Raw genomic sequence first — 21,662 nt, 5'->3', positions numbered from 1 at the left:
TCAGAAGTAATCCCTCAGCCTAGCGAGGTAGTTGTCAAAACATCTAGACAATCTCACCAAGATGGCTCTACATCTATCTATTCTTTGGAAACACCATCTCAATTACATCAGATTGCATTGTTATTAAATACACGTAGAGACGTAGCACAGAATCGTCTCTACACGGTTTTGGGTTTTACGCATTACCTCCTAAGGAGTTAACTAAATAAGCAGAAGTCCCACATCTCACTTTTAGGAGTGTGGGATGAATGCGCGATGTACTGACGAATATCATTCGAACAATGTGCCAGCGAGGAAGAATGATGCTGAGGAAACGAACAAATATTATTCATTTTGCATAATAGTAAATTGAATATTCTTGGGCTGAAAGATGATTCAGAATATAAAGCCTGTTACTTGGACAGTATTTCTGGGAACTATGTACTTGTAGTTTGATAATTATTTTCCAGCAACCAGAATGTTCTGTTTCTCTCGTCAAAGTGTTAATACATTTTTTGTCCTCTTTTTGTGTATCTTCGGAATTGGATTAATCCAATTTACGCGACTGCAAAAACTGACCAGTAGCAATAAACTTGCATCTTTAAAAATAGAAAGAGAAATGAATTCCGAAAAGATGCGTCTTCGTTTACTCAAAAAAATGCCCACCTTTGGCTATAAAAACCTAATTGCTGATTGGGTATATCTCGATTTTTTGCAATACTTTGGTGATGATGAAATTCGCGAAAAAACAGGTTACAGTCTAAGTCCAGAATATTTTGAAGTTATCCTGGGAAACGATCCGCGATTTTTAACCGCTTATATTGGTCTTTCTACTAGTACTTCTATGTATGCTGCTATGCCAAAAAGGTCTGTTGCATTAATGGATAAAAGTTTAAAGTCATTATCTCCCTGGGTTCCTGAAAGGTCTTATTATGTGTGGCGTTATAAAGGAATTGATGAGTTATTATTTCTAGGTAATTCTCAAGCCGCAAGACAATCTTTTGAAACTGCGGCAAACTGGGCAAATAACTATTCAGATGAACAAAGTAAACAAGTTATAACTATTTCTCAAAAAACTGCTGATTTTCTCAGTCATAATCCTGATAGTAAACATGCTCAAATTGCATCATGGGCACTAGTTTTAAGTAATCATGTCGATGAGAAAACCCGTAAAATAGCAATTGAAAAAATCGAAGATTTGGGGGGAAAGGTAATCAGTACTCCTCAAGGAAACCAAATTAAATTTCCCAAGAAAGATTGAATAGTTGTTAGTGGTTAGCTGTTATCAATTCTCTGTCAATACCGTTCATTTAAGCCCTAAATCCTCGTAGAGACGTAGCTAGCTTACGTCTCTACAAAATTAGGTTGTGAAAATCCAAGTTCTCGCAACCAAAAGCACCACAAGCTGCCAAACTCACATAAGTTTATTTTTTTTTATTGAGATAGAAAGCAGATTTTTCAAAACCCCTATCGTACCATGATTTTTTTTTGCAAGAGGTCTAATATTAACTACTAACTACTAACCTCTCAATACAGTTTGGTTAAGAGACGTTGCAATACAACTTCTCTACAAGGGTTTTGGGTTCACAATATTCTTAACCGAACCGTATTGACTAACCTCTAACTACTAACACTTGCTTTGTTTTGGTATAACGGCAAATTAATTGAGTCTCAAACCCTGGAATTAGCAATTGACGATCCGGGGTTACTTTATGGAGCGACGGTTTTTACTACGTTGCGGGTTTATGAGAGCTCGTTGGATAGTAGTTTAACTAACTGGCTGTCACACTGCGATCGCTTGCAATTTAGTTTACAAACTTTCGGTTGGCAGCAACCAGATTGGAAGCGTCTGCGTCAAGGTGCAGAAGTTATCATGGCACACTTTCCTATTCTCAGAATTACTGTCTTTTCTGATGGACGGGAGTGGATAACTGGTAGATTATTAATGCCGGATTTGACTTATAAGCAAAAAGATGGTATTATTTGCGCCCTTTCACTACCAGAATATTATCGCAGTCTCCCGATTCACAAAACTGGAAATTACCTGAGTGCTTGGTTAGCAAAAAATAGCGCTCAAAAGTTGAATGCTCAAGAAGCGATTTTAGTTTCGTCAGCCAGAAATTGGTTAGAAACGAGTACCGGCAATCTTTGGGGATGGCTTGATGGCTGTTGGTGGACACCAAAAGAAGGAATTTTGCCAGGAATTATGCGTGAGCAATTAATAAATTACCTTCACACTCAGCAGCAGGTGGTGAGAGAGGAACCTTGGACACCAGAGTTAGTCAAAAAATTTGAAGCGATCGCCTACAGTAATTGCGTAGTCGAAATTATCCCCATCCACACCGTCATTCAGCCGACAGGAAAGCTAGAATATGATCCCAGGCATCCGATTTTTCAGCAATTGCGGCAATTTTTTTAGCATGATGGTGCGGCAATCTGATATACCTTAAGATAAGTTAACATAATTCTTATAATGCCCTGTTGTAACACCAGACGCTACGCGATGGCGCAAAGCGCCGGCTGGAAGCTAACGCACAAAAAGTATTGGAGGATTGACCAAGCGTGAATAAAAGATGGAGAAATGCGGGGCTGTACGCACTGCTTTTTATTGTTGTCATAGCTTTAGGAACAGCATTCTTTGACAAACAACCGCAAAGCAGAGAAACATGGCGTTACAGCCAGTTTATTCAAGAAGTTGAAAACAATAACGTTGCAAAAGTCAGTTTAAGTGCAGATCGGTCTACGGCTCTTGTGAAGTCGAATCAAGGAACCCAGTTTATAGTAACCTTGGTCAACGACCCAGACCTGATTAACACTCTCAGCGCTAAAGGTGTTGATATTTCTGTTTTGCCCCAAACCGATGAAGGATTTTGGTTTAAGGCACTTAGCAGTTTATTTTTCCCAGTATTGCTTTTAGTTGGCTTATTCTTTTTGCTGCGTCGTGCCCAAAATGGTCCCGGTAGCCAAGCAATGAACTTTGGTAAGTCTAAAGCCAGAGTGCAAATGGAACCGCAAACCCAAGTTACCTTTGGTGATGTTGCGGGTATTGACCAAGCCAAACTAGAACTAAACGAAGTTGTAGACTTTCTCAAAAACGCCGATCGCTTTACCGCCGTTGGTGCAAAAATTCCTAAAGGTGTCCTGCTAGTTGGTCCTCCCGGTACTGGTAAAACCTTACTGGCTCGTGCTGTAGCAGGTGAAGCGGGTGTCCCCTTCTTCTCCATCTCTGGTTCCGAGTTCGTAGAAATGTTCGTGGGTGTAGGTGCATCCCGCGTGCGTGACTTGTTCGAGCAAGCTAAATCTAATGCTCCGTGTATCGTCTTCATCGATGAAATTGACGCTGTAGGTCGTCAACGGGGTGCCGGTTTAGGTGGTGGTAACGATGAGCGCGAACAAACCCTCAACCAGTTGCTGACCGAAATGGACGGCTTTGAGGGCAACACTGGCATTATCATTATTGCTGCTACCAACCGTCCCGATGTGTTGGATGCAGCATTGTTGCGTCCCGGTCGTTTTGACCGTCAAGTTGTCGTGGATCGTCCTGATTATGCTGGACGCAGTGAAATTCTCAAAGTTCATGCTCGTGGCAAGACTTTGGCAAAGGATGTGGATTTGGATAAAATCGCTCGTCGTACCCCTGGTTTCACCGGTGCGGATTTGTCCAACTTGTTGAATGAAGCGGCAATTTTGGCAGCACGACGCAATTTGACGGAAATTTCGATGGACGAAATCAACGACGCGATTGACCGCGTGTTGGCTGGTCCTGAGAAGAAAGACCGTGTTATGAGCGAAAAGCGCAAGACATTGGTAGCGTATCACGAAGCTGGTCACGCTTTAGTTGGTGCTTTGATGCCAGATTATGACCCAGTGCAAAAAATCAGCATTATTCCTCGCGGTCGTGCAGGTGGTTTAACTTGGTTTACCCCCAGCGAAGATCGGATGGATACTGGTTTATACAGCCGCTCTTATCTGGAAAATCAGATGGCTGTAGCTTTGGGTGGTCGGATTGCTGAAGAAATCATCTTTGGTGAAGAGGAAGTAACTACAGGTGCTTCTAACGACTTACAACAAGTAGCGCGTGTTGCTCGGCAGATGATAACCCGATTTGGCATGAGCGATCGCTTGGGTCCAGTTGCCCTTGGTCGTCAACAAGGTAACATGTTCCTCGGTCGGGATATCATGTCAGAACGCGATTTCTCTGAAGAAACCGCTGCCGCAGTTGATGAAGAAGTCCGCAAACTTGTGGATGTCGCTTATCTACGTGCTAAAGATGTCTTGGTTGGCAACCGTCACATTCTCGATTTAATCGCCCAAATGCTCGTTGATAAGGAAACTGTGGATGCTGATGAGTTGCAAGAAATTCTTGTGAACAACGATGTAAAAACCGCTGCGTTTGCGTAATTACCGAGGGCGGGATTTACCCGCCCTTACACGAGTTAAATAACAATTTATAATTATTGAATCCGCTTACTACTACCATCATATAATATTTTTAATCTTGTGAAGAAAATAAAGTACATGATTACACCAACAGCATTTACTGAAGCTATCCCAGATGAGTTTTATCAGTCCCTTTATCAAACATCTGAACATATATTCACAGGAATCAAGATTGACAATAGGATAGTTGAGCGTGTGTGCCAGTTACTTGACGAGCGAGATCCAGCACACGGGTTATCAGTAGAAGGAACAGCACTCTTGCTTCACTTAGTGCGTTCGTCTCCAAGTCCGGAGGCAAAAGCTGCTGTGATTGAAGCAGCGCGTAAAATACGTGGCAATATCTTTGGTCAAAAAGTTGCGACGATGGTACCAATTGAGGTTACTTCATACTGTGCTAGCACCTGTAAGTTTTGTGGTTGGCGTGCAGACAATACAGATATGGTGCGTCTAGCAATTACTGAGGTAGCGATCCGTGAACAAGCAAGTATTCTTGCTAATTACGGTTTTTCCCATTTTGAGATTGCTGGGGGTGACGACCTAAACTTTTTGAGGAATGACTTGAAAAATTTAATCGCAGCACTTAAGGAAGAAACAGTTAAGGTTAATCCTGACTCCCGCGTCTCAATTTGCTTAGTCCCAATGCATGAACAGCAGTATGCATTACTCAAAGAGTATGGTCTTGACTGTGTACTGACTTGGCAAGAAACCTACAATGAGGATTTATTTAACTATCATATCCCCAGTGGTCCTAAAGCTTGGGGTATTGATTTAGACTATCGGATAACAAAGGGTGGTAATGGTTTTTTAGAACGTCTTAAATCTCAAGAAAAAGCAATCCGCGCAGGTCTGCAAGTAGGAATGGGTGTGATGATTGGTCTTGCTGACATTGCTGAAGCAGATATTCTTTCGGTAATCATCCACGGTCGTCAACTGCTAAAGCATTATTACGGTCAAGTCCAACCGCTAATTATTGGTATGCCAACTTGGAACCCGATCACAACTAAAAACACTGACAACCGTATAGCTCATGGTTTTAATTTTGATGCCGCAGATAATTTTGAGATGTTATCGGCAATTTATTTGTTAGCCTTTCCGGATCAATATGCATGGGTCTTCTCCAATTGTCGTGTTGGACTTAATGTGCAACTTGAAAGCATTGAAACTGCAAGCTGCTTCACCTCAACAGAGGTTCGGATTGCACCAGGTGGCTATTTGAATATTGACGATAGTAATCCTGATGAAAAAGAGCGCATGTTCGCACGCTCAACAGTAGCTCAGAAAAACTTGACAAAAGAACAGGTTTTATCTGGTGAACAGTTCACGCATTATTACCATACACATAACGATTTCGTTAATCAGCTGGTTTCTCGTGGTCTGCACGTGGTTTCAGACCAATCATTGCTGATGGAAATGAGAGGTAAAATCCCCAGCCCGGTAGGAGGATAGGGAAGACACGGGGGAGCAGGACGACAAGGAAGCGGAAGCATTCATCTACCGGATCTCCCTCTTAGGGAGATCCAAAAAATAAAATGTCCATCGGTAATAAATTAGGACTTACGCACTGTACAAATTTACGATCTTGTGGACTAACAATAATACGTCGTTTCAGGCTTTTATCAATCAGCTTTGATAAATAGTGATCGCCTAAAAAGTATGGAAAAAACAAAGTTTAATGCCTGAGATCCATACCCCATATTTGCTTGCAAAAGAGACTTATACCAATTATTTGTGAAGTTGCATAGAATTTTACCCCACCCCGATCAGCACCTCCCCGCAAGCAGGGATGGGAAAATCCGGTTCCCTTCCTGCTTGCGGGGAGGGTTAGGGTGGGGTTCTTTATTATGCAACTTCATATTAAATTGGTATTAACGGGAAAAGTCAGGTCAATGCGTAAGTCCTATAAATAACCCTAATCCTTACTAAAGAATGAACGCAATAGTAAAAAAAATTGGTCTTGAATTAGAAATGCCTTTGGTTAAGCAAGATGGCTTAACTGTAGACTTTGGTGATGTAGAAAAGCTATGGCAGGATTTTTCCGAACAAGGTTGGAGTAAAAATTTTGATCCAAATACAAAGGCTTTAATAGGTGTAAACAGGAGTACTCATAATGGAGTGGAAATGCTTAGTACTGATTTTGGAGTGTGTACTTGTGAGGCTGCGTTAGCACCAGTAAGTTCTCTTGATGAAGCAATAAACTATTGGCACAATTTCAAGTCCTATGTATTATTGCCTGTTATAAATAATAATAATCTCAAACTGCTTGGCTATGGCAACCAGCCGATCTCATCTCAACTCAAGGATTTAATAGCCCACAAGGGTCACTACGAGATATGGAAGAATATGATTGAAGAAGACTGTAGAGAATGGATTCTACAGAATTTTCCAGGACTATGTTCAGTTCAATTTAACTTTGAAGTTTCTAAGCACAAAGCTCTTGAGATTATAAATACTTACTTACAGATACTAGCATTTTTGTGGGCTGCAAGCGCAAACGACTCTATAGCTGCTGGCAAAAAGCTGCCATACAAGAGCCAACGTTTTCATGCCTATACAACATTGTCTAGAGGAAAAATGGAAGGTAGATGTGGGCTACCTATTAGCCCATATGTAAGCCTATGCGACTATATCAATAGAACTTGGAGCGTTCCTATATTCAAGATAATACGTGATACTCGCTGCTTATATCCTAAAGACAGGTCTTTAACAATAAATAAATTCATCACGGAAAATAGTAGTGAGTTTTATAGCTTGGAGCGCCAATCATACAAGGAAACCATTAATTTGGATGATTTGAAACTCGCTATCTATTTGTCTTGGCCAGATTTTCGTTTAAAGTTCAATTTTAATTTAGAAATTAAATTCACCGATTTAGTAACTGCCGTTCATTCAGGAAATGACGAAAAACTTCTGTCTATGACAGACTACATTATCCTTGAGATCCGTCCTATTTCTATGCAAAGTAATCAAGAAGAATTAGATTGGTTAGTACTAACCTACTTACTTATAGAAAATTTAGAATCAATAGCTGAATACTCGCTCTTATGGACATATCAAGAGATGAAGTCTGCCGCAATTGCTTCACAGGATAATGGTTTAAATCAAAATCTTAATGGGAAGACCCTTGGACAAATCGGATTGGACTTACTAGCAAGAATTCCAAGAAATAGTTTTCAAATGTATGAGCAACATTTATCTAAACTCCATTTCCGATTCACCAAGTATTCTTCTCCTGCTGATGAGGCTTTAACAATTTTAGATAGTGATGGAATGGAGGCGCTACTTAACTATTTGGAAATTAAATGAACTCGATAATGATAATCTGTGAAAAAGCATTCTTACGTCTAATTTATCGTCCAATAAAATAGAATTCGTGGTAGGTATAAGATACCAAGTAACTGTTATATTCAGTGTTCTTTTAGCTCTTATTTATAGTTTAATTTATTTTTGTAACGGTTTTGCAGCAAGGCTTTCAGACATTAAGTTGCTACTCATATCATGCTCGCTACTTTTCCCCCAATCTGTATGCAACGTCCTTGGTAAGTGTACCAAAAGCGCCACTGCTCTTATTACCATGAAACACGACAGAGCTAACCACAACATATGGTTGTTATGAAAATAGGTAGCAATTAAAGCTACTGGAGCAAATCCCACTCCAAAGGCAATTAAAGCAACATTACGCAGTATAAGCCCTTCTGTTAAACCGATGAAGTACCCATCCAGAATAATAGAAATACTATAAAAAGTTAGAATAATTAATAACCAAGGAATATAGATATCAATGAACTCAATTACTTCATCGTGATTGGTTAACAGTCCAAATACAGTTCGAGGAAACAGTATGCACCACACGGCAAAAGTCAATCCCAGCAGTACTCCAGTTCCTCCGGCAATTTGCACTAAAAACTTTAATTTATCATTGGCTTGTTGACCTTTAAAGATACCTGTTAGGGTTTCTGTAGCATATCCTAGTCCTTCAAAAAAATAAAAAGCTAGTACTATTATCTGGACTATCAAGGCGTTTTCAGCAAAGATAGTAGTTCCCATCCTCGAACTGAGTACGTTAAAGATAGCTAAACCGGAGATAATTGCCAAAGTTTTGACAAAGATGTTTCCATTAAGGGAAAAGGTGAATTTAAAGGCTGGTAAGTCCAAAAGCCGTTGTGCCACTGATAATATATCTTTCCAATGAATTTGCTTGCTAGCTAAAATCATTCCCAGCAACAATATCAGGTATTGACTACTAGCCTGGGATATGCCAGCCCCAGTAGCTTGCCAACCCTGCCTGACAATGAACAGATAGTCCAATACAATATTGGACATGTTACCAATCGCGGACAACAGCAACACCTTGCCACTCTGTTCGCGTCCAAGAAACCAACCAATCAGGACGAAGTTGAGTAAAACGGCAGGTACTCCCCAAATTCGAGCGTTAAAATATGCAATGCCTGAAGCTTTGACCTCTGGAGTAGCACTCAATAGGCTAAACCCAAGCTCTCGGAAAGGGTATTGTAAAGTCAGGATGAGGATACTTAGTCCCAAAGCAATTATGCCGTTACGTAGCCCCACCAATAGCATTGCTTCTTGGTCATCTTGTCCTAAAGCTTGAGCTGTTAATCCAGTAGTACTCATCCGTAAAAAAGCCAAAAGACTATAGGTCAGGTTAAACAGGATTGTGGATAACAGAACTCCAGTTAAATAACTAACGTCTTCAAGATGACCCAAGAAGGCTACACTGACTAAACTCGACAGAGGAATCATTAAATTAGAGAGGATATTTACGGTAGCAAGTCGGTAAAAGCGAAGAACGAAGCGGTAATTTTCTTGGAGTATTAAGCTCATGAATTGGTAGTCCTAAACATGTAATGATAGTTGTTAAGTAGGGCATAGGTATTTAAGAAAACATCCGGACAAAAGTTGGTTTTCTTCTAAGGTTCGGGAATAGTTTTACCATTAACTGCTGCAAGCGTTTTTTATAAATTAGAACTATTTTGTAAAGTAATTGTAAAGCGGGCAGTGTTTTGCCCACTTTAAGATTGCTATTGCTGAGGCGATCGCTTTAATTTCAACGCATCACTCGCCGATACTCCATCACCCTGAGTACCAAAATACCACAAAGCCGCCGCCCCCTCAGCCCGCGTCACTGGCTTTTTAGGTTGAAACAGCGTCGTATAACCAAACACCCGTCGAATATTCGATTGTTCACCACTTTGGAAATCTGCCAACACAGCACGTAAAGCTTTCGGGTCAATTTTCCCCACATCCTGAAAACCCCAAGTTTGCTTCACCGCGTCTAAATTTGCCCCTGGTAAAGCTTGACGGGTATCTAGGGGCAATTTCCACAAAATCAACTGTTCCCGCGTCAAAGGTGCATCAGGACGGAATAAAACTTCTGTAGAATCTCCTGACAAAGGACTCAAAATCAAACCAGCTTCCGCTAAACCTTGAATTTGTCCAAAATCAGGATTAGTTTTTGGGATATCACTAAAAGCTGATTGTACGCTTTCCGATGCCAAACGAATCTGTTTCGCTGGATTATTAGCATACATCGCATTATTCGCCGCTACTAACCAACGAGCATATTCTTTGCGAGTAATAATTTTATTCGGTTCAAACTGATTTGTTACCGTATTGCTTTTAGCTGCATTTGATTGTACAGACAAAACGCCCAATGCTGCCAAATCTTGAATGTGTTGTCGCAATTCTTTTGATACTTTATTTAAATCGCTAAATTCCGACGTTGTTTTGCTATCATCTGGCGTACTTGCTGGCTGTGATGCTACATTTACAGGTGATACAGGTCCAATAAACTGCGAATCTCCAGCTTCGGGAACGTTATTATTAGTTTCACTCTTGTTTGTTGTTGGTGTAGGTTGTGCCGTTGCTGTGACTTTATCTCCATAGGAAATCAACAACTCGGTATTTGTCTGCGGTTGATTAGGTGCTGGGTTGGTAACTAATTTCGGTTGTATGGAAACTTTCACCTGTAAGTCATTGCGCTGCGCTACAAAAACATTAGACTGTTGATCTGTAGGTTGTTGTAAAATCTGCCAGTTATTCGCCTGAAACTGATTGCGATAAAAGCTTTCAATTATATTGCTGGGGTCAGAACTCAGCCAACGAGTTGATACACCATTACTTGAGGGTGTAACTTCTTCTAGTTGAGCATTGGTATAAAGCGGAATAGTAGCGGGAAAATCAGCAGGTAACTGAACTGCTGATTGGGGAAGTTGTTGCGCTTCGGTTTGCTTCGCTTTGCCAAAAATAACAGAGTTGTTTTCCAGTCTGGGATCTGCTGCCAAAGAATCCTCAAGATTTTTGGCAACAGGACTGCTAGCACAAGCTGTTAACGACGAGAGTAAAACAGCCAAACTCAGAAATACAGCTGGACGTTTACAAAGCACCACAGGAAATCACAAAACAAGTGTCAATTCCTACCCTAGCGCAGACTGTCGATAATTTATTAGACATCTGGGACAAAAGACGTAGAGACGTAGCATTGCTACGTCTCTACAAGGGTTTTGGGCAACGCATAATTAGATTCTGGAGATGTCTATTTATAAATCAGATTTTGTTACCAATGCTTTGGGAGTAAGTTCACGGGAAATTTCCAGGAGTCTAGTAACAGCACGATCTGCCGAAAACTTTTCCGCAACGTATTGGCTAGATTGGAAACCCCGGTTAATTGCTTCATCGGGATTATCTAAGCAGTATCGCATACATTTAGCTAATCCTTCTGCATCTTCGTTTTCAAAAAATAGGCTGTGCAGTCCTGCCACTTCTGGCAATCCTCCCATTTTTGAGACAATGGAGCAGGTTTGAACGCTAGAGGCTTCTTGCACTACATAAGGTGCTGGATCTTGCCAACGAGAAGGAGCAATTAAAGCCAAAGCATCCTCAACTTTTAGAAGTACTTCTTTTTGAGGAAGTTTACCTAAAAAATTAACTTTGTTGGCAATTTCTAAATCAGACGTTAGTTGTTTTAATTCCTGAGATTGTCCGCCATCGCCAACTATAATAATTTGAAATTCTTTATTTTCATCTTGTAAAATTCGCGCTGCTTTTAATAAGATATCTACGCCTTTGTCTGTTGCTAATCTACCGACAAAAATAAACTTATATGGGTGAGATAAATTTTCTTTAGTTTTCAGTGGATTTTCCGATTTGATTTCAATCGGATTATATATAGTATCGACTGACCAAGGAAAGGCAGAAGATTCTCCCAAAAAATTGCTGCAAGCTGTATGATAATCAGCTAATAGTGCTGTAGAAAGACGAGTGAATAAACGTGCCCATTTGACAAAAGTGTGTAATTTCCACTTCAATGGGTAGTTAGCTTTGGGTAATGTCTGTTGAAATTCAGTTTTCAGCCGTTGTGTCAACTTCATCGGCTCGTAAATAGTATGAGTAGATTGATAAAGACAATAATGGTATTTAATAATTATCTTCTTCTGGAAAGCTTTACATAGCAAAGTAAAAGATAAGTCATTGGAATTCATATGAACTATATCTGCCCAAGCGATATTACTAAACCAGTTGGCGATCTTGTCTTGTTTTGTAGAGATAGTTTTGACTTCAATTCCTCTGGCTTCAAGTTCGGGAATAATCGAATTAATATAAGTTAAAACGCCACTAATTTCGTTTTCATAATGACGGTGTTGAATTAATATTTTCATGGTTAGGTATTGGAAATTTTGTATTTAGGGGAACTGTGTTTGAGTATAAGTAGGAAACAAGTGTTCAATTTGCTCAAAATCAACTTGATGTCTATATCCCAATACGCTTGCTGTTAAGGATTTTTGGTATTGATTTCGGCATGTAGAGACGCGAAATTTCGCGTCTCTACACTCGTATTTCGGGCTTAACACCAACGGTATTGGTCTATATCCAGAAAGTTGGGAAAAGGATTTTTAGCAATAGTTATAGTTATACAGTTCCCGTAAATGCTGCTAAAGTAACATTTACGCGCAAAGATGACCTGACGACTGAAGTCGCGGCTAAACAAACGAAGTCCGCCTACGCGGACTTAAAATGAAAAAGGCTAGATAGGTAGGCAATGGGCGCACAATGCTACAGGCTGTAAGCCTGTAGGTTAAAATTTGACGTAGTTTTCTAAATCTTCAATTTGGGGTGCGGGTAATTGATTAAGAATTCGCCAGAGAACTGTGTAGCTGCCATCAGAACGCCGACGAACTGGACGGAAGGCGAAAATGATGTCACTGCTGTGCATTTGTTGTAATTGGTCAAGGTGACGCCGCTGGGTTGGGGTTAGAGGCTGACCAGTTACAATCATTTCTGGTAATTGGAATTGTAGCGATCGCACTAAATATGTACGGTTCAATTCTGATTTCGCACCAGCTAAAATTACTTGATGATTAAATTGTTGGTTTTTCCCGCTTAAAAACCGTCGTTGCTCTATTTGCAATGCCTGCAATTGCTTGGGAGGCTGATAGTTCAGAAAAAATTCTCGCGTTTGCGGTGAAATAACTTGCAGCTTTGCATCTAATTTTTCTAAGGGGATATCGCCGACATTCACCATAAAGTTGTAATCTAGTCCTTGTTGCTTTAACCCAAAGTTATCGCCAACCGTCACAAGTGCTAGACTAGGGGTAAATCCGCCTTTAGCCTCACCCAAGGACGGAAAAGGATAGCGATCGCTGACGCTAGGTTGCAGTCGATTCTGGAGTGTATTCAAGGGACGATTGTAAGCTGTATGCGGCAAGACGCGAAAAATACCAGTATTAGGTGAAGTGAGAAACTTTGCGTAAATCTGCGGCTCTTGAGGGTCGAGATCGTAGGCAAAACGATCGAGTTTAGTAAGAGTTTCCCTCGGATCGTTAAATTTTATATCCGGGGGAAATGCTGCTTGTGCTGTGCTATTGAGTTGCTTGGCAGTTTCGATAGTAGTCAATGCTTCTGCTGGAGGTGCGATCGCCGGTTGCCGTGGTGGTACATAATCAGCTATGGCTGTTTTCTGTGTCCTACCAATTATTTGTGGTGGACTTGGTGGTATCGGCTCCCATGTGGAAAAAGGTATCGCTGGTTTTCCCAGGTTAGGATACTGGATTGGTGCGATGGAAAGCACTGGATCTGATTGTCGTTCACCAGATACTAGTGGTAGCTCTCGTACTAAAGCCAACTCTCCCCGTCGAGATAACAACCGATCTAACAATGGAGCAAGCTTTGACAATTGAGAGCTTGAAGCGTACAAAGAACAATATATTTGTGTTTGTTCCACCGATAAGAGCGAAGTTTTGGGCAATCTCGTAGAAGAATCCGTTGGAGTACATAAAGCTTTTGGGCTATTGTACTGATATTTGAGAAAACCTTCTACAGCCTTAACTTGAATTGTTAATTGCCCCCGAACAACTCGCATCCGATTGGCATCAGGTTGAGATAACGCTTGGTCAATGCGAGCAATCAAGTTAATCTGCTGCTGCACTAACAAACTGGCAGATTTATAAAAGTTTTTGCTTGCGCTCAGTAATGCAGAATTTGGACTTTGGGCAGATTCTGGCTTATATTCAGCCGCTAACGTGTTTCTCGGAACAGAAATTAGCCAAAAAAGAAGCAAAAAGCTGAAAAATATGTGTCTCATGTTAAAAACGCAGATCGAATGGGAGTATGAAAAATCTAAAATAGATATTAAATTGAGAAAAACGCTCCTACCATCGACAATTGTCCGTTTATTCTAGTTTCTCTCAAGCGTCGCGCGGTTGTTACCAGTGCTGAAACACGATTACATGCAAGTTTCCCAGGATCAGCCTATTTACTCTGAGGCTCCACTCCAGCTCTTACTATTTGTCGATGGACGTCCAAAGTCCCGACAGCAAGTACTGCGAATACGCGCCTTTCTCAAGGAATTACAGGCTGGGTATAAATTTGAACTTCAAATTGTCGATGTTGGGCAACAACCCTATTTGGCGGAACACTTTAAATTGGTAGCAACGCCAGCCTTAATAAAAATCCGTCCTGACCCCAGGCAGACACTCGCTGGCAGTAATATCATCGCCCAACTGAAAACCTGGTGGCCCCGGTGGCAAGCGACGATCGCCGAAGGTTATTTAAAATTAGAGAATGAGGTGCAAGAAGCCATTGACGACAGCGCTCATGTGGCATCAAGCATAACTTCTATTTCTTCAGTTGCTGTCTCTGCCGAACTAATTCAACTCTCGGATGAAATTTTTCGCTTGAAACAGGAAAAAGAAAAACTCCAAGAGCAAATACAGTTTAAAGACCGAGTAATCGCTATGTTAGCTCATGATCTCCGCAATCCGCTAACTGCTACGGCGATCGCTTTAGAAACTTTGCAATCTAATTACAATCCTGATATCGGTCAATTCCATCGCCTCAAACCAGCTATGGCTGTACATTTATTAAAGCAAGCCCGCAGTCAAACTCGGACAATTAACCGGATGATAGCTGACCTTTTGGCAGTTGGTCGAGGAACTGAAACAGAACTGCCAGTAGTACCAGAAAAGACAAACTTTGGCAAGCTTTGTTTAGATGTACTAGAGGAATTAGGCGATCGCTACATTGCCAAATCCCAACAGGTAGAAATAGATATCCCCCAAGACTTGCCTTATGTGTATGCCGATCCAGAACGCATCCGCCAAGTGTTGATAAATCTTTTAGATAATGCGATTAAATACACCCCAATGGACGGTAAGATTAGCGTCTGTGGACTGCACCGCACCACCCAAAAAGTCCAGTTTAGTATTGGCGACACTGGTCCTGGTATTCCTGAAGAAAATCGCGATCGCATCTTTGAAAACCACTTTCGCCTAAAACGCGATGAAGCCACAGAAGGTTATGGCATTGGACTATGTTTGTGCCAACGCATCGTCCGCGCACACTACGGTCAAATTTGGGTAGATTCTGCCCCTACCGGCGGAGCATGGTTCCATTTCACTTTGCCAGTTTATCCTTCTTAGATAATGGATGGTGGATGGTGGATGGTTGATAACTATTAGACATCTGGTAGAATTTAATTATGCGTTGCCCGAAACCCTTGATTAGACGTAAGCTAGCTACGTCTCTACGTCTTTGATGGAGATGTCTATTGACCATTGACCATTGCCCTATATTCTCAATCAAGCATTTGCTTAAGGATGATGCGATTGCGTCCTTCTGCTTTTGCTTTGTAAAGAGCCTTATCTGCCTCCAGAATTAAAGATGAGGGTTCAGATTCAAAAGTAGGAATGGTGGTGGCTACCCCCAAACTAAGAGTGACGTAGCGACTAATAGTTGATGCCTCGTGAATAATTTCCAACTCCCTGACTTTGGCTTGCATTGCTGCGGCAAAATGAACTGCTCCACCCATGTGGGTATTCGGCATAATTACTGCAAATTCTTCGCCACCGTAACGTGCGACTAAATCCTGAGAGTTCTGTACTGTTTCGCTTAAGACAGTACCAACCTTTTGCAAGCACATATCTCCAGCCGGATGACCATATTTATCGTTATAAAGTTTAAAAAAGTCGATATCACAGAGAATAAGTGATAAAGGCGATCGCTCTGATGCTAAAGTCAACCACTGAGAATTTAGATAATCATTAAAACGCCGGCGATTAGCCACACCAGTTAGACCATCCACGTTAGCAAGATGCTGTAGAGCCTTATTAGCAGCTTCTAGTTGTTTGTATAGTTGGGCTTGTTGCAGCAACCGTCGTATTCGTTGGCGCAATATCCCCATGTGAATTGGTTTGGTGACAAAATCACTCGCTCCGGCTTCAAAAGCACGGTCTACTAAGTCTGGATTTTCCAATCCTGTAATCATCAATATGGGAGTGCGCTCCCATAGCTTTGAGATTACAGTAGTACCTAGAGAAGATCCACCAGTATCAAAGTTGGCTAAAGCTATAGCCAAGTTATTTCTAGCAATTTGGATTAATTGCTTGCAGCAGGCAAAGCCATCCATCACGGGCATAATCCCATCCAAGATAACTAAATCCGGTTTAACAGTTAAAAAAGCTTCTAAACACTCCTTCCCATTTGTTACATCCATAACTCGATAACCTTCTTTTTCCATAAATTCACGCAACATCACGCGTATGATTTTGTCATCATCAGCCAGCAGAATTAGAGGAGGTTGGTTGGAAACAGATATTGGTTTTGTGCCTGACATGAGTTGCGTTTCACAAAGAATACGGCATCTGGAGGCAAGCAATTAATTTATATTTCAAGATTTTGCTATCCTAACTACCAGAGCCAGTAATATTAATTGAATAAAAAGGACAAATGCTGACGCTTGAAAGCGTAGCGTTTTAGTTAAAAAATTGATGGTAAAAAATGGTATCTAGAGACCTAGCACTTGCTAGTCTCTACGAGGATTTGGAGCTTAACACCAAGCGTATTGCGATAGAACAACCAAGTTTTTTACCGTGTGTTTCCCAGACTGGGTAACTTTGGGTTGGTTAGGGTGCGTGATCCCAGCGATCGGTGATTTGGATATTTAGGCGATCGCCGATCAATGCCAGAAATTGCTGCCTGGGTGCATCCGGCTTCACAATCAACTGTTTTCGGACAATAGACCCCTCAATAGACTTTTTGCAAAAGTTATGAGTCCACTTTTTTGTCTTGCCAGGTACATGGCAAGAGTTATTATTCATGTTTCCCAACTCCTAACCCCGAATTGCTATGTTATTGAAAACTTCAATGCTAAACCTTAAAACCCTCATTATGACCTTACTTTGCCCTCCGTAGCAAGTAAAAGTAAGCGCGATCGCGCTTACAACCCAAATACCGAGATCAGACTTCAACGGATTTTGCTTCGGCAGATTTAGCATAATTTTATGATAATTGGATAGAAAGTTACCAATTTTCCTCAATGCCAGACTCATTAATGTATCAGCAGGATGATTTTGTCGTCCTAGAAACAAACCAACCAGAACAATTTATGACTGCATCTGAATTATTAGAAAAGCTGAAAAAAATTCTGCAAAACTTCAACTTTCAAGATTTACCAAAAGATTTACAAAAATTTAATTCTGTGGAAGCTCAAGCTCAATATTTACTTGATACTAGTTGCGAGTTAGATATTGGTGTTGGTCAATATTTGCAGTGGTATGCAGTTCGTTTAGAAAAGTAATTAATTAGTCGTTAGTCATGAGCAAATCGCTCATGACTAATAACTAATATTATGTCCGGCAAATTACACATACATATTGTAGAGACGTTTTGTCTGAAGGTCTCCACGACGGTTGTAGTCTTTTTCTTACTATTAATGAGCGCGGACATTATCTAGTCGCTATTTGGGAGTGCTAATCAGCGTCAGTTCAAGTTCATCTTCATCTTCATCTGTCTGGGTAACTTTAACTTCAACTCCCGGACCAAAAAACTTAGTCATTTTATCTAGCTTTTGTTCCCAAATATCAATTGGTATCATTGGCGAATCAAATTCTAAAATTAAAGCATAAGCACCATTAATTTCTGTTTCTCTGAAGCCTGTAATTAATGGTCGTTCTTCGTCTGTGGGACTTAAACCCAAAAACGACAAAGCCTTATCTAAATGAGCGTCTTGACCGTAGCTATATTGAGTAATGTCTCTGCGAATTTCATTTTGAGTATTAGTTGCTTGCTGTTCACGCAGTGCTAATACTGACGGTGTTGGGGGTTGGGTGAAAGGTACAGGTTTGAGTTCATTTGACTTCAGCGCTAATCCTCCCAGCAGTAGAGGAATCCCGTAAAAAAATCCGACAAGATTAAGTGTGGCATAATCAGCAGCGTAGGCGACAAAGCCCATAATAGTCAAAATCCCACCGACGGTTATACCCAGTGTTCCCAAGGAAAATTGGCGTAACATAACTTCCGATTAGTATAAATTCTTAAGACCTCAGCTTTATTATCATCGGTTATGTGTCGCCCCGATAGCAAAAGACTATAGTTTTAAAACACTCCTTAATTTCCTAGTAAGCGTTGAAACCCTTAAATTAACGACTTCAGTCGTTACTACATAAGAATATTTTTGCGTCTCAGGGTTGAAACGCTTAAATCAAGGACTCAAGTCCTGACTACGATCGCTTGTTAAACTTGAGAAGAGTAAATAAGTCAAAGAAAACAATGGATATACAGACTATAAAAGAACGAATCGCTCTAGTTGAAGGCAAACGTGAGTACTTGCTGAGTCTCTTGGAGCAACCCAACTTGGGAACTTTAAGAGTTGATGTAAATCAGGCTTTAGAAGAAATGGATGATTTAATTGACGAATTTAGACGCACGTTTCCCCAAACGGGAAGCAATTAAGCGGACTTTAGCGGCGATAAAATACTAAATTAGGTCGGTTGAAGTCTGAAAGAGTGCTTCAACCGACGCCTTTAAACGTCATGATATTCCTTAATATACGTTCTTCGATTTACCACTGGGTTATGTATTATGCAACGGAGCGAACACTTGCACGCTGCCCTAATTGCTTAACCAAATCAATTAGTTCCCTGGTGGGTACATCTTTTTTGCAGAAAGCATCCAAGTTACTCATTGCCTTTTGCTCCAGCAACTTCGTGTCTTCCACCGAAGAGTAAGCAATGATTTGAGTCTCAGGGGAAATTGCTTTAATATGACCAGAAGCAGACCAACCATCCATCACTGGCATTTGTAAATCTAAAACAATCACATCTGGCTGGTGACGCTTAACCATTTCTACTGCTTCTTTACCATTACTCGCTAAACCTATAACTTGAATGTTTTCCTGGCACGAAAAAGCCAATTGCAATGTTAAGCGAGTTAATTCGTGATCGTCAACGAGTAAAATACGTACAATAGAAGATTGACAAGATAGCATTAACATTAAGGTAAACGATTAAGTACAATAACTTTTATAGTTTATGAGAAGTAGTGGTGGCACTGTCTCTATCCTATGGTTGAATTAATTGCTATGTACTTAGAAATATTAATCAGATAGCTCAGACAAAAATTAAAGTTTTATGAAAAAACTTGCCTTTTTGCTAGTTATCTATGTTTGAATAAGTGTTTTCAATCAATCATATTTTAGCCAATAGTAGTTGAACGCAATGCCATAGACATGAGAATTTTTTGTGAATGAGATTCGGGACAATCCTCACCTGGGTGGCGTTGGATATAACTGCCATCGGGCTGTAACTCCCAAGCTTGGCGGTTATCTGCCATCATAATTCCTAAGACTTCTTGCAAATCTTTTGCAATATCTGATTCTTTGACTGGGGTAATTACTTCCACCCGACGATCTAAATTGCGCCGCATCCAGTCAGCGCTACCGATGTAAATTTCTTCTTCCCCATTGTTATGGAAGTAAAAAATACGGGAGTGTTCCAAAAAGCGTCCGACAATACTAATAATGCGAATATTTTCACTGATATCTTTAAGACCTGGGCGCAAACAACAAATACCGCGCACGATTAGGTCAATTTGCACTCCGGCGCGAGAAGCTTCGTATAAAGTGGCGATAATTTGCGGATCTACTAGAGAATTCATTTTAGCAACAATACGCCCGGATAATTTATTTTGAGCATTATTGATTTCGCGATGAATTAGTGCCAAAAAGCGATCGCGCATATTCACAGGGGCAACTAACAACTGGCGATAAGACTTTTGTCGAGAATATCCAGTCAAAAAATTAAACACATCTGTAACATCAGCACCTAATTCTTCCCGACAGCTGAACAAACCAAAATCTGTATAAAGTCGTGCAGTTTTTGGGTTATAATTACCAGTACCAATATGGACGTAGCGCATAATCCGGTCGTGTTCGCGGCGCACCACCATGACAATTTTGCTATGAGTTTTCAGACCTACCAAACCATAGACAACGTGAACACCAACTCTCTCTAATCGCCTTGCCCAATAAATATTATTTTCCTCATCAAACCGCGCTTTGAGTTCCACCAATACAGATACTTGCTTGCCATTTTCAGCAGCATCAATTAAGGCATTAACTATTGGTGAGTCACCAGAAGTCCGGTAAAGAGTCATTTTAATCGCCAAAACACCCGGATCGTGTGCCGCATGGGTAATAAAGCGTACTACCGAGGCAGAAAAAGATTGATAGGGATGGTGTACGAGTAAATCGCGTTCCCGAATCACCGAAAAAAAGTCTCTGCCATCCTCTGCACCTAACACACCTGGTTCTACAGCTGCTTCCTTAATTCGTAGTAAACGCGGGTGTACTACAGATTGCCAGGGTTCGTCTTTCAGTTCTGACAGCGGCAATGCCATAAAATACATTAAATCTCGCTGTCCCAAAAGACCGTCTACTTCATAAACATCGCTTTCTGCTAATTCTAAATCTTGTACCAGTCGCGATCGCACGCTTTCCGGAGTTTGGGATTGAATTTCTAGTCGTACCGGACTTCCCCCAAAGCGACGTTTTCTTAGTTCTTGTTCAATTGCCAACAGCAAATCATCAGCTTCATCCTCTTCTAATGCCAAATCAGCATCGCGAGTAATGCGGAAAGGATGATATTCTTGAATAGTCATGCCTGGAAATAGAGATTCCAGATTATGAGCGATCGCCTGTTCCAAAGGTACACCAGTCCAATTCGCAGGTTGTCCGTCGTGGTGAATTCCCAACTCTGGCGGTAAAGGCAAAAATCGCGGTAAGACTTTCGGGACTTTAACTCTAGCAAAAAATTCTTCCTCAGTTTCTGGGTTTTTAATCACAACAGCCAGATTTAAACTGAGATTAGAAATGTAAGGAAAAGGATGGCTAGGGTCAACCGCAAGGGGAGTCAGAACTGGAAAAATTTGTTCGTTAAAATAATTATCTAGATAACTTCGCTGTTTTTGAGTCAATTGGATGTAATCCAGGATATGGATACCATGACTTGCCAGCTTAGGTTTTAATACTTGCTCAAACTGTTGGTGCTGTAGCGTTACCCCAGGACGCAAACTCAAACTAATATCATCTAACTGTTGTTGCGGTGTGCGACCATCAGGAGTTAACAGGCTGACTTTCGCTTCAACCTGTTGCTTTAACGCTGCAACCCGCACCATAAAGAATTCATCCAGGTTAGAACCAAAAATTGCGAGAAATTTGAGACGTTCTAAAAGAGGTGTTCGCTCATCACAGGCTTCATGCAACACCCGGCGATTAAACTCTAACCAGCTTAACTCACGGTTAAGGTAATATTGTGGGTCACTAAGATTTACTTGTTGAGCGATTTTCTTAGATTTTGACATAATTACCTAGGGATAGACAGTAACCCATATAAATATAGATTAAATCGAGCGATCGCTTCTATCTCTAAGGAGATGGGGGGACAAGGGGGACAAGG

Annotated in this window: 17 protein-coding genes; 8 read left to right on the top strand and 9 right to left on the bottom strand. The window is 40.9% G+C overall.

The genetic code is table 11. From position 1 onward, the window contains the following. Positions 1–598: 598 nt before the first annotated feature. From OGM63_RS20960 to OGM63_RS20940, 5 genes are all read left to right on the top strand, one after another. Positions 599–1,240, top strand: a complete 642-nt coding sequence (locus OGM63_RS20960; protein ID WP_263747591.1) for a hypothetical protein — start codon at positions 599–601, stop codon at positions 1,238–1,240. A 378-nt stretch (positions 1,241–1,618) separates the two neighbouring features. Continuing rightward, positions 1,619–2,398 carry an aminotransferase class IV gene (locus OGM63_RS20955; RefSeq protein WP_263747590.1) on the top strand — a complete coding sequence of 260 codons (780 nt, stop codon included), beginning with the start codon at positions 1,619–1,621 and terminating at the stop codon, positions 2,396–2,398. 143 nt (positions 2,399–2,541) lie between these two features. Next, complete coding sequence (gene ftsH3, locus OGM63_RS20950) at positions 2,542–4,380, top strand: ATP-dependent zinc metalloprotease FtsH3 (protein WP_263747589.1); 1,839 nt, start codon at positions 2,542–2,544, stop codon at positions 4,378–4,380. 117 nt (positions 4,381–4,497) lie between these two features. After that, positions 4,498–5,865, top strand: coding sequence for a radical SAM protein (locus OGM63_RS20945; RefSeq protein WP_263747588.1), 1,368 nt, complete (start codon positions 4,498–4,500; stop codon positions 5,863–5,865). A 480-nt stretch (positions 5,866–6,345) separates the two neighbouring features. Next, positions 6,346–7,722, top strand: a complete 1,377-nt coding sequence (locus tag OGM63_RS20940; protein WP_263747587.1) for a glutamate-cysteine ligase family protein — start codon at positions 6,346–6,348, stop codon at positions 7,720–7,722. 135 nt (positions 7,723–7,857) lie between these two features. On the opposite strand, the gene gntT is transcribed toward OGM63_RS20940, so the two are convergent. From gntT to OGM63_RS20920, 4 genes are all read right to left on the bottom strand, one after another. Beyond that, positions 7,858–9,258 carry a guanitoxin biosynthesis MATE family efflux transporter GntT gene (gntT, locus tag OGM63_RS20935; RefSeq protein ID WP_263747586.1) on the bottom strand — a complete coding sequence of 467 codons (1,401 nt, stop codon included), beginning with the start codon at positions 9,256–9,258 and terminating at the stop codon, positions 7,858–7,860. Between the two features lie 197 nt (positions 9,259–9,455). Further along, positions 9,456–10,823 (bottom strand): S-layer homology domain-containing protein, encoded by a 1,368-nt coding sequence (locus tag OGM63_RS20930; protein ID WP_263747585.1) that lies wholly within the window; start codon positions 10,821–10,823, stop codon positions 9,456–9,458. A gap of 150 nt (positions 10,824–10,973) precedes the next feature. Continuing rightward, positions 10,974–12,092, bottom strand: coding sequence for a glycosyltransferase family 4 protein (locus tag OGM63_RS20925; protein ID WP_263747584.1), 1,119 nt, complete (start codon positions 12,090–12,092; stop codon positions 10,974–10,976). Positions 12,093–12,508: 416 nt separating this feature from the next. Beyond that, positions 12,509–14,014, bottom strand: a complete 1,506-nt coding sequence (locus OGM63_RS20920; RefSeq protein WP_263747583.1) for a hypothetical protein — start codon at positions 14,012–14,014, stop codon at positions 12,509–12,511. Between the two features lie 145 nt (positions 14,015–14,159). Here OGM63_RS20920 and OGM63_RS20915 point away from each other — a divergent pair, with 145 nt between their 5' ends. After that, positions 14,160–15,350 (top strand): histidine kinase, encoded by a 1,191-nt coding sequence (locus tag OGM63_RS20915; protein ID WP_263747596.1) that lies wholly within the window; start codon positions 14,160–14,162, stop codon positions 15,348–15,350. 155 nt (positions 15,351–15,505) lie between these two features. Here the strand turns inward: OGM63_RS20915 and OGM63_RS20910 are convergent, their stop codons facing one another. Next, a complete protein-coding gene (locus tag OGM63_RS20910; protein WP_263747582.1) occupies positions 15,506–16,543 on the bottom strand; it encodes a response regulator in 1,038 nt (345 codons plus the stop codon). 289 nt (positions 16,544–16,832) lie between these two features. Then, positions 16,833–17,027 (bottom strand): hypothetical protein, encoded by a 195-nt coding sequence (locus OGM63_RS20905; protein ID WP_263747580.1) that lies wholly within the window; start codon positions 17,025–17,027, stop codon positions 16,833–16,835. Between the two features lie 218 nt (positions 17,028–17,245). Between OGM63_RS20905 and OGM63_RS20900 the strand changes: the two genes are divergently transcribed. Further along, complete coding sequence (locus OGM63_RS20900) at positions 17,246–17,506, top strand: CRR7 family NDH-1 assembly protein (RefSeq protein ID WP_263747579.1); 261 nt, start codon at positions 17,246–17,248, stop codon at positions 17,504–17,506. 159 nt (positions 17,507–17,665) lie between these two features. On the opposite strand, the gene OGM63_RS20895 is transcribed toward OGM63_RS20900, so the two are convergent. After that, a complete protein-coding gene (locus tag OGM63_RS20895) occupies positions 17,666–18,220 on the bottom strand; it encodes a DUF2854 domain-containing protein (RefSeq protein ID WP_263747578.1) in 555 nt (184 codons plus the stop codon). A gap of 257 nt (positions 18,221–18,477) precedes the next feature. Between OGM63_RS20895 and OGM63_RS20890 the strand changes: the two genes are divergently transcribed. Then, positions 18,478–18,660, top strand: coding sequence for a hypothetical protein (locus OGM63_RS20890; protein ID WP_263747577.1), 183 nt, complete (start codon positions 18,478–18,480; stop codon positions 18,658–18,660). A gap of 127 nt (positions 18,661–18,787) precedes the next feature. On the opposite strand, the gene OGM63_RS20885 is transcribed toward OGM63_RS20890, so the two are convergent. Both OGM63_RS20885 and ppk1 read right to left on the bottom strand, forming a co-directional pair. Continuing rightward, positions 18,788–19,195: a response regulator gene (locus OGM63_RS20885; RefSeq protein ID WP_263747576.1), complete on the bottom strand. Its 408-nt coding sequence runs from the start codon at positions 19,193–19,195 to the stop codon at positions 18,788–18,790. A gap of 206 nt (positions 19,196–19,401) precedes the next feature. Next, positions 19,402–21,567: a polyphosphate kinase 1 gene (gene ppk1, locus OGM63_RS20880; RefSeq protein ID WP_263747575.1), complete on the bottom strand. Its 2,166-nt coding sequence runs from the start codon at positions 21,565–21,567 to the stop codon at positions 19,402–19,404. Positions 21,568–21,662: the final 95 nt, after the last annotated feature.

Source organism: Plectonema radiosum NIES-515 (assembly GCF_025753815.1).
Lineage (GTDB): Bacteria > Cyanobacteriota > Cyanobacteriia > Cyanobacteriales > Nostocaceae > Hassallia > Hassallia radiosum_A.
This window is presented reverse-complemented; position numbering and strand designations above follow the sequence as displayed.